The 8702-nt window shown below is 69.4% G+C and carries 8 protein-coding genes; 2 read left to right on the forward strand and 6 right to left on the reverse strand.

Annotated features, from left to right (window positions below; all coding sequences use genetic code 11):
• On the forward strand, positions 1–353 hold a 353-nt coding region (locus VIB55_RS20835), incomplete at its 5' end, for a hypothetical protein (protein WP_331878597.1).
• An 86-nt stretch (positions 354–439) separates the two neighbouring features.
• Here VIB55_RS20835 and VIB55_RS20840 read toward each other — a convergent pair.
• The 3 genes from VIB55_RS20840 to VIB55_RS20850 form a co-directional block, all read right to left on the reverse strand.
• Complete coding sequence (locus VIB55_RS20840) at positions 440–694, reverse strand: hypothetical protein (RefSeq protein ID WP_331878598.1); 255 nt, start codon at positions 692–694, stop codon at positions 440–442.
• Positions 695–719: 25 nt separating this feature from the next.
• A complete protein-coding gene (locus VIB55_RS20845) occupies positions 720–2000 on the reverse strand; it encodes a hypothetical protein (protein WP_331878599.1) in 1281 nt (426 codons plus the stop codon).
• Positions 2001–2082: 82 nt separating this feature from the next.
• Positions 2083–4263, reverse strand: a complete 2181-nt coding sequence (locus VIB55_RS20850; RefSeq protein WP_331878600.1) for a GAF domain-containing protein — start codon at positions 4261–4263, stop codon at positions 2083–2085.
• A gap of 123 nt (positions 4264–4386) precedes the next feature.
• Here VIB55_RS20850 and VIB55_RS20855 point away from each other — a divergent pair, with 123 nt between their 5' ends.
• On the forward strand, positions 4387–6981 hold the full coding sequence (locus VIB55_RS20855) for an FdhF/YdeP family oxidoreductase (protein WP_331878601.1): 2595 nt from the start codon (positions 4387–4389) through the stop codon (positions 6979–6981).
• Between the two features lie 122 nt (positions 6982–7103).
• Here VIB55_RS20855 and VIB55_RS20860 read toward each other — a convergent pair whose 3' ends face one another.
• The 3 genes from VIB55_RS20860 to VIB55_RS20870 all read right to left on the reverse strand — a co-directional run.
• On the reverse strand, positions 7104–7451 hold the full coding sequence (locus tag VIB55_RS20860; RefSeq protein ID WP_331878602.1) for a type II toxin-antitoxin system HicB family antitoxin: 348 nt from the start codon (positions 7449–7451) through the stop codon (positions 7104–7106).
• Positions 7448–7702, reverse strand: coding sequence for a type II toxin-antitoxin system HicA family toxin (locus tag VIB55_RS20865; protein ID WP_331878603.1), 255 nt, complete (start codon positions 7700–7702; stop codon positions 7448–7450). The genes VIB55_RS20860 and VIB55_RS20865 overlap by 4 nt, the downstream gene beginning before the upstream one ends.
• Positions 7703–7900: 198 nt before the next feature.
• On the reverse strand, positions 7901–8702 hold an 802-nt coding region (locus VIB55_RS20870; protein WP_331878604.1), incomplete at its 5' end, for an NAD(P)/FAD-dependent oxidoreductase.

The raw sequence follows: 8702 nt of genomic DNA on the forward strand, positions 1-8702 counted from the left end.
ATCCGGTGCACGGCCGCGAGTGGTGCATGGACAAGGGATTCGGGCTGGGCAGCCGCTCGGGAACCCTGTGGAGCCGCGGCAGCATCGAAGACGTCGTCTTCCGCCGCCGCACGGACGGCGACCGGCTGGACCGCGGCGGGCTGGCGGGCGTGCTGGGCGACATCGTGTTCGGCCGGCTGGCGCTGCAGTCCGTGGCGCTGGGCTACGACCAGCCGCTGACGGGCGTGTGGGTTGCGCAGCCGGACGGCCCGCGCCTCCTGCGCGTGCGCTCGGGCGAGTACGAGGTCGCCGAGTTCGTGGACCGCGACCGCGACGACCGCGTGGAGGTGCTGTACGTGGTGCAGCCCTTCTGATCCACGGCCGCACCCCGATCGACGAACGCCCCGGCAGCTGCCGGGGCGTTCGTTTTTCCAGGGAGCCCGCGAGCTCGGCGGCGGAATCAGGGGTCGAGTCGACGAGTGAAGCGGCGGTACACCCAGGCGATGAGCGCAACGAGAGCACCGCCCGCGGCCGCTGCGGCGAGGCTGGCGAGCACGACCACCATCCCCACGACAACCCAGGCCCCGGGCGTGGCGCCGGTGCTCTCGGGATTGGAGCGGAGGGAGAGCACCGCGAAGGCGATCGCTCCGAAGAGGCAGAAGGCGATCAGGCCGCCGACGGCGGCCCCGATCCGCGTGGCGCGATTCAGCTGCATCCGTGGCGGGTACGTTCGAGGGGGATCAGGGAGAGAGGCGGAACTTGACGACCTGGTAGCGGTTGCGGAAGGCGGCGATCACCTCGTCGCGGTCGGTGACGGCGAGGCCGAACACCACCTCCTGCCCGCCGAACTCGCCGACGTAGTGCCCCGACGCATCGAACACGCGGATGCCCCGGCCCAGGTCGCTCACCAGCACCCGTCCGCGTGCGTCGATGGCGATGCCCTCCGGCGACGGCGTGCTCTCCGGCCCGTCGCCGGGTCCGCCGAACCGGTCCACGAACCGGCCGTCCGGCGCCAGGTGGTACACTTCGTCCGACCAGCGGTCCAGCACGTACACGTCGCCCGTGCCCGCGACGGCCACCCGCTCAGGCGACGCATCTTCGCCCACCGCCTGGCGCAGGTCGATGGTGCGGCGGACGGCGCCGTCCCGGCCCAGGTGCGCGATCAGCGACGTGCCCGCGACGGCCCACATCGTTCCGTCCAGCGCCAGCGCGATGTCGGAGTAGCTGATCATCCGCTCGGGGCGGGGAAGCTCGCCCAGCAGGGTGCCGGTCGCGCCCTCGTACCGCCGGATGCGCCCGTACTGCACCACGTACACGGTGCCGCCGCGATCCGCCTCCAGGTCCACCAGCGGCATCTTGGGATCGGCCATCCACTGCGTGACGAACGCGCCCGCCGAATCGAACACCTGCACGCGGCCGCCCTGGTACTCGGCCACGTAGATGCGCCCCGCCCCATCCACCGCCACGCCCCGCGCATCGGTGAACCGCCCCGCCCCCGTTCCCTCGCTCCCGAACCGCAGCACCTCGTCCGCGAGCGCGGGGGGCGCGGCCGGCCCGGGGGAGACGGCGTCCGCCGGCTCGCGGGACTCCTGCGCCACGGGTGAAGCGCTGGTTCGCTCCACCGCGGGCGACGAGCGCCAGATCAGGACCGCGCCAACGATCACCAGGAGGATCATCACCGCGCAGCCGACGCCGAACCCCGTGCCGCCGGACCGGTGCGGCACGGTCCCGGCCGGCTGTCCCGCGGCGATCTGGTCCACGGCGTCCTTGGCTTCCTTCAGCCCCACCCCGAAGCGCTCGCGGTAGAGCTTGACCGCCTGGATCAGGTGGCCGGACTGGAGGATGCGGACGACTTCCGCGATGGAATCCGCGTGCGGGTCGTTCGTGGCGGCATGCGTGCCCTGGGGACGTTCGGAGAGCAGCACGCCGACGCCGCAGTACGGGCATCGGGACACAGCCGCGTGCTGGGCGGGAACCTCCAGCGGCGCGGAGCAGGCGGGGCAGCGCAGGGTCGTGGGCATGCGGGCGAGAGCGGGGGGCGAACAGCGAGGGAGTGGAGATCTTTGGACACCGCCGCACCCCGCGCAAGTGCGGCGGATGGCCTCAGGCCGTGGGGAGGGCGAGGGTGAAGGTGGTGCCGCGTCCCAGTTCGCTCTTCACCGCCACCCGTCCCCCGTGCGCGTCGGCGATGCCCTTGACGATGGAAAGGCCCAGCCCCACCCCACGCCGGTCGGCGGTGTTGGCCTGCCAGTAGCGGTTGAACAGGTGGTCCACCTGCTCCGGCGCGATCCCCGTTCCCGTGTCGGCCACAGAGAACCGCACTTCGTTCCCCTCCGCCTCCACGCCCACGGTCACGGTGCCCCCCGAGGGAGTGAACTTCAGCGCGTTGCCGATCAGGTTGCCCAGCGCCTGCAGCACGCGGTCGCGGTCAGCATTCACCCGCGCCTCGCCGTCCATCACGCCGCGGACGAGCGAGATCCCCTGATCCGCGGCCACGATGCCGGCCAGCTCCACCGCCTCGCCCGCGATGGACGCCGCCTTGTGGACCTCGCGGTGCAGGGAAAGGCGGCCGCTCTCGATGTGGGTGATGTCCAGCAGGTCCTGGATCAGCCGGTTCGCCCGCTCGGCGGCGCGGCGGATGATGGCCAGCTGCTTCCGCTCCATGTCGCGCCCCTCCTCCGGAATCACGTCCAGCAGGAATGACGAGCTCATGAACACGGAGTGGATGGGATTGCGCAGGTCGTGCGAAACCACGCCCAGCATGTCGTCGCGGGCGCGGGTGGCGCGCCGCGCGGCGTCGTACAGGCGGGCGTTCTCCAGCGCCATCGCGCCGCGGCGGGCCAGCTCGTCCGCCACGGCGACGTCGGCCTGCTCGAACGGCGGGCGCGAGGCGCAGCGGACGAACGTCACCGTGCCCAGCATGGCCTCGCGAGAGCGGAGCGGCGCCACGATCACCGAGCGCAGCACCAGCTCGCGCATGATGTCGGCGTGCTCCGGCGCACGGCTGGCGCGCACGATCCACTCGTCGTCCACCTCGCGCACCAGCAGCGCCTCACCCGAGGCGATCACCTGCGCCTGGGGGCCCCCGTCGTCAAGCGCCGGCGGAAACTGGCTCGCGCGCTCCAGCAGCGGCGACGCCCCCTCGCTGGCGTGCGACCAGGCCGCGCGGCGCATGGCGAGGCCCTCGATCAGGTCCACCACCACCATTTCCGCCAGCTGCGGCACAGCCATCCGGCCGATGGCCTGCAGCGTCTCGTTCTCGTCCAGCGAGGCCGACAGAAGGCGGCCGGACTCGGCCAGCAGCTGAAGCCCCTCGGTTGCGCGCTTCTGCTCGGCGATGTCGGTAAAGCGCACTACGGCGCCCACCATCTGCCCGTCGCGGTGCACCGGCGACGAGGCGTACGCCACGGGCAGCGGCGTCCCGTTCTTGCGCCACAGCACGTCGCCCGATACATGGACCGGCATTCCGGCGCGTGCCGCGCGCGAGATGGAGCACTCCGCGCGGGGGTACGGGGTGCCGTCCGGATAGGAGTGATGGAAGAGGTCGTGGGCGTTGCGGCCCATCATCTCCTCCGGCGCAAAGCCCAGCAGCTCGGCCGCGGCCCGGTTGGCGAACAGGATGGTCCCCTCGCGGTCCATGGTGTACACGCCGTCGGTGGTGGCGTCGAGCAGCTCCTGGTGCTCGCGGTGCACGCGCTCCAGCTCCTCGGCCGCGCGGCGCGAGGTATCCAGCGCCAGCCGCAGCTCGATCTCCCGCTGGGCAGACGCGGCGAGTTGCGTGAGCACCTCCACGTCATCCGGGCTCCACGCGCGGGGGTGGTGGTCGATGGCGCACAGCGAGCCGATGGGCTGGCCCTTGAAGTAGAGGGGAACGCCCAGGTAGGCGCGGACGTCCATCGTATCTACCGTGGGCACCTGCCGGTACGCCGGATGGGCATGGGTGTCGGGAATCACCAGCGCCCCGGGGGCGTCGGCCACCGTGTAGTGGCAAAAGGTGCGGCCGTGCAGCTCGCGCGCGGCCGACAGCGGCTCGCCGAACCCGCACGCGGCCTTGTAGAAGTCGCGGTCCTCGTCCACCAGCGCCATGAAGGCGGCCGGCACGCCCAGCAGGCGGGCGGCCAGCTTCGTCAGCGTGTCGAACGCGGGCTCCGGGGGCGAGTCCAGCAGCCCGGTGGCGTCCACGGCGGCCAGGCGCTCCGGCGCCGCGACGACGGCGTCCACTTCGGACCGGGGCGGCGGGTCGGGCAGGTGCTGGGGGGAGCCGGCGGGCGGCGCGTCCGTCATGTCGAAGCGATCGTCGAGCGAGTGTTGAGGCAGGTTTCGCCGCCGCGGGGCTGCGCAAGAACCGCGCGCGGGGGAGTATGGATTTTGCCCCGCCCCGCCCGCAACCATCCAAAGAGAACGGCCATGACCGACCGCGGCAACATCGATCCACAGGAACGGCTGGACCTGGAAAGCCGCGGGTCCGTGGAGCCGGAGCAGGGCGCCATCCGCGGCGACGACCGCGAAAAGCCCCAGCCCGACGCCTGGGAAGCCGCCAAGATCGGCCTGGCCAGCGAAGAGGGGGTGCGCCAGGAGCTGGTGGCGGACGGAAAGCACCCCGCCACCTCCGCCGACGAGGCGTCGCACGGCGACGTGCACGCCCACACGCCCGAGGAGTTCACCGGGCTCAAGCTGGGCAAGGTCAAGCGCACGGCCGCGGGGCTCAAGGCCGTGCAGGTGGCCATGCAGTACGCCGTGGGCGAGATGGGTGCGGTGGACGGCGCGCGCATGCTGCTGAACCTGAACCAGCCGGGCGGGCTCGACTGCCAGAGCTGCGCCTGGCCGGATCCGGCGCCCGGCGAGCGGTCGGGATTCGCGGAGTATTGTGAGAACGGCGCGAAGGTCACGGCCGAGGAGAACACGCGCACCCTGATTCCGCCGGAGTTCTTCGCGCAGAACAGCGTAGCGGAGCTGTCGCGCAGGTCGGACTTCTGGCTGGCCAAGCAGGGGCGCATCGCTCAACCCATGGTGCTGCGCGAGGGGGCCACGCACTACCAGCCGATCGATTGGGACGAGGCGTTCCAGTTGCTCGCGGCCGAGCTGAACGGGCTGGACTCGCCCGACCAGGCGGCGTTCTACACCTCGGGCCGCACCAGCAACGAGGCCGCCTTTCTCTATCAGCTCTTCGTCCGGCAGTTCGGCACCAACAACCTGCCGGACTGCAGCAACATGTGCCACGAATCCAGCGGCGCGGCGCTCACCGACGCCATCGGCATCGGCAAGGGCACGGTGACGCTGGACGACGTGATGCACACCAATCTGCTGATCGACATCGGCCACAACCCGGGGAGCTGCCATCCGCGGATGCTGTCGGCCATGCAGGAGCTGAAGCGGAACGGCGGCCGCATCATCGCCATCAACCCCCTCCCGGAAACGGGGCTCAACCACTTCAACAACCCGCAGGAGCTCAAGAAGCCGCTGCGTGCCCTGGGCGTGCTGACGGGCGCGGGCACCCCGCTGGCCGACCTGTTCGTTCCCGTGCGCATCGCGGGCGACGTGGCGCTGCTCAAGGGCGTGGTCAAGGAGATGCTCGAGGAGGAGCGCCGGTCGCCGGGCACCGTGTTCGACCACGCCTTCATCCGCCAGCACACGCACGGCTACGACGCCTTCATCGACGACCTGGGGCGCGAAAGCTGGCGGGTGATCATCGAGCAGAGTGGCGTCACGCGCGAAGAGATCAACCGCGTCGCGCAGATGGTGATGCAAAGCCGCACGGTGATCGTCGCCTGGGCAATGGGGCTCACCCAGCAGCCGCAGGCCGTGGCCGCCATCCAGGAAATTGTGAACCTGCTGCTGCTGAAGGGGAGCATCGGCAAGCCTGGGGCCGGGGCGCTGCCGGTGCGCGGCCACAGCAACGTGCAGGGCGACCGCACGGTGGGCATCTGGGAGCGGATGCCGGAAAAGTTCCTGGAGCGCATCGGCGAGGAGTTCGGCTTCGATCCGCCGCGCCACCACGGCTACGACACCGTGGAAACGCTCAAGGCCATGCACGCCGGCAAGGTGAAGGTGTTCCTGGGGATGGGCGGAAACTTCCTTTCCGCCGGTCCCGATACGGAGTACGCGGCGGAGGCCATGCGGCGCTGCCGGCTGACGGCGCAGGTTTCCATCAAGCTCAACCGTGGGCACCTGGTCACGGGGCGCACCGCGCTGATCCTCCCCACGCTGGGCCGTGCCGAGCGCGACGTGCAGGCGTCGGGGGTGCAGATCGTGTCGATGGAGAACTCGATGGGGATCGTCCACTCGTCCCGGGGAATGCTGGCGCCCGCGTCGGAGCACCTGGTCAGCGAGGTGGCGATCGTGGCGCGGCTCGCCAAGGCGACGCTGGGGGCGCGCAGCACGGTGGACTGGGATGCGATGGCGGCGGACTACGACATCATCCGCGAGCGCATCCAGCGGGTGATTCCCGGCTTCGACGACTACAACCGCCGCGTGCGCGAGCCGGGCGGCTTCTACCTTCCCAACCTGCCGCGCGACAAGCGCCAGTTCACCACCACCACGGGCAAGGCCAACTTCACCGTGCATCCCATCCACCGGGTGCAGCTGGAGCCGGGGCAGCTGATCATGATGTCCATGCGCAGCCACGACCAGTTCAACACCACGGTGTTCGGGCTGAACGACCGCTACCGCGGCATTCACAACGAGCGGCGCGTGGTGATGATGAATGCGCAGGACATCGGCGAGCAGGGGCTGCAGCCGGGGCAGGTCGTGGACCTGACGAGTCACTACGAGGGCGAGACGCGGGTCGCCCGGCGATTCATCGTGCTGTCGTATCCCATCCCGCGCCGCTGCGCCGCCACGTACTATCCGGAGGCGAACGTGCTGGTGCCCATCAACTCCGTGGCCGAGCGCAGCAACACGCCAACGTCCAAGTTCGTGATCATCACCGTCGCGCCGTCCTCGACGCAGGAGCGGTTCGACTACGACCACGTGGAGCAGGAACACCCGATGGCGCGGGCGTAGGAGCCGAAAAAGCAGTTTCACGCAGAGGTCGCAGAGGGAAAAGAGAGGACGCAGAGGAACTCACCGAGCCCTCTGCGTCCTCTCCGTCTTCTCTGCGTCCTCTGCGTGAAACTGCTTTTCATCTACGTATCGAGCGGCGCAGAGCCTTTTCTAACCGCTGCTTCCAAGGCCGAACTGATGAATGCGTTGAGGCTCTGCTTCTCGCTTTTCGCAGTCCGCGAAGCCGCACGGTGCAAATCGGGGTTGATGCGAAGCACGAGTTTGCCCGAGAACGGCCGGTTCGGTTCTCGCCCTTCCTCCTTGCAGAATTCCAGATAGTCGTCGACGGCCGCATGGAACCCGGCTTCCAGTTCAGCGACAGAATCCGCCTGAAACGTCACCACGTCCGAGATGTCCTCGAGTTCTCCATGCAGAAGCCCCGCGTCGGCGTCGAACTCGACTTTGGCCGTGTAGCCTTTGTACTTCATCATGGTTCAACTCCCGCGTTCCTCAAGAATCGGCGCACGGACCGAAGCGCGCCCTTGTCGGTTTCCCGCTCCGGATGCGGCCGGTGTAAACTGGCCACCACGTCGTTGAGCACGATGTTCACGCGTGACCCACCGCGATACTTGATCCGTGCTCCACAGGCGAGAAACAGCCCCTCGATGTCGCGCCAGTCGACATCTGCCCTCACCGGCTCTTCGAAGACCGCTTCCAGGATCCTCCGGTTCTTGGAGTTCATCTTTTGATACTGTTCTATAGTACTAAGCACGAGGGCGCTTGTCCAGTGTGCTCCGTTGAAGGCGAAACCGTACACTGGGGCGGTCCTGTGGTCAACCAAACATGCGTTGGGCTGATCAGGCAGGACCGACGCGTCATGCATGCGAAAAAGGCCGCGCCCTTGGATGGACGCGGCCTTTTCGTTCTGATGATGAGGCGCCTACTTGGCGGGAACCAGCTCCTCGGCGACGGCGATGGACGATTCGCCGGTTTCGAGCACGGGGACGGCGCCGATGTGCTCGTGATGCGCCAGCCAGCGCTCGGCTTCCAGTGCCGCCATGCATCCCGTGCCCGCCGCCGTAATCGCCTGGCGGTAGTAGTCGTCCATCACGTCGCCCGCGGCGAACACGCCCTCCACGGTGGTAGACGTGCGCCACGGCACTGGGCACTTCACGTAGCCGTGCTCCGTGAGATCGATCTGCCCCTTGAGGAACGCGGTGTTCGGCGTGTGGCCGATGGCGACGAACAGGCCGCCCACCTCCAGCTCGCGCTGCTCGCCCGTGACGGAGTCCTCCAGCCGGAGCGCGGTGACGAAGTCGTCGCCCACCACCTCGGCCACGCGGCTGTTCCACTCCACGCGGATCTTAGGGTTGGCGAGCACCCGCTCGGCCATGATCTTGGAGGCGCGGAAGGCGTCGCGGCGGTGCACGATCACCACCTCGCCCGCGTACTTGGTGAGGTAGGTGGCCTCTTCCATGGCCGTGTCGCCGCCGCCAACCACCGCCAGCCGCTTGCCCCGGAAGGCGGGTAGCGCGCCGTCGCACACCGCGCACGCCGACACGCCGCCGCCGGCCTGCGCCAGGCGGATCTCGTTGTCGAGCCCCAGCCAGTTGGCGCGCGCGCCGGTGGCCACGATCACGGCGCGGGCGCGGATCTCGTCGCTGTACGTGGGGCGCAGCACGAAAGGATAGGTGGAGAAATCCACCGAGTCGATGTTCTCCATCAGCGAGCGCGTGCCGAAG

The organism is Longimicrobium sp., from assembly GCF_036554565.1.
Taxonomy (GTDB): domain Bacteria; phylum Gemmatimonadota; class Gemmatimonadetes; order Longimicrobiales; family Longimicrobiaceae; genus Longimicrobium.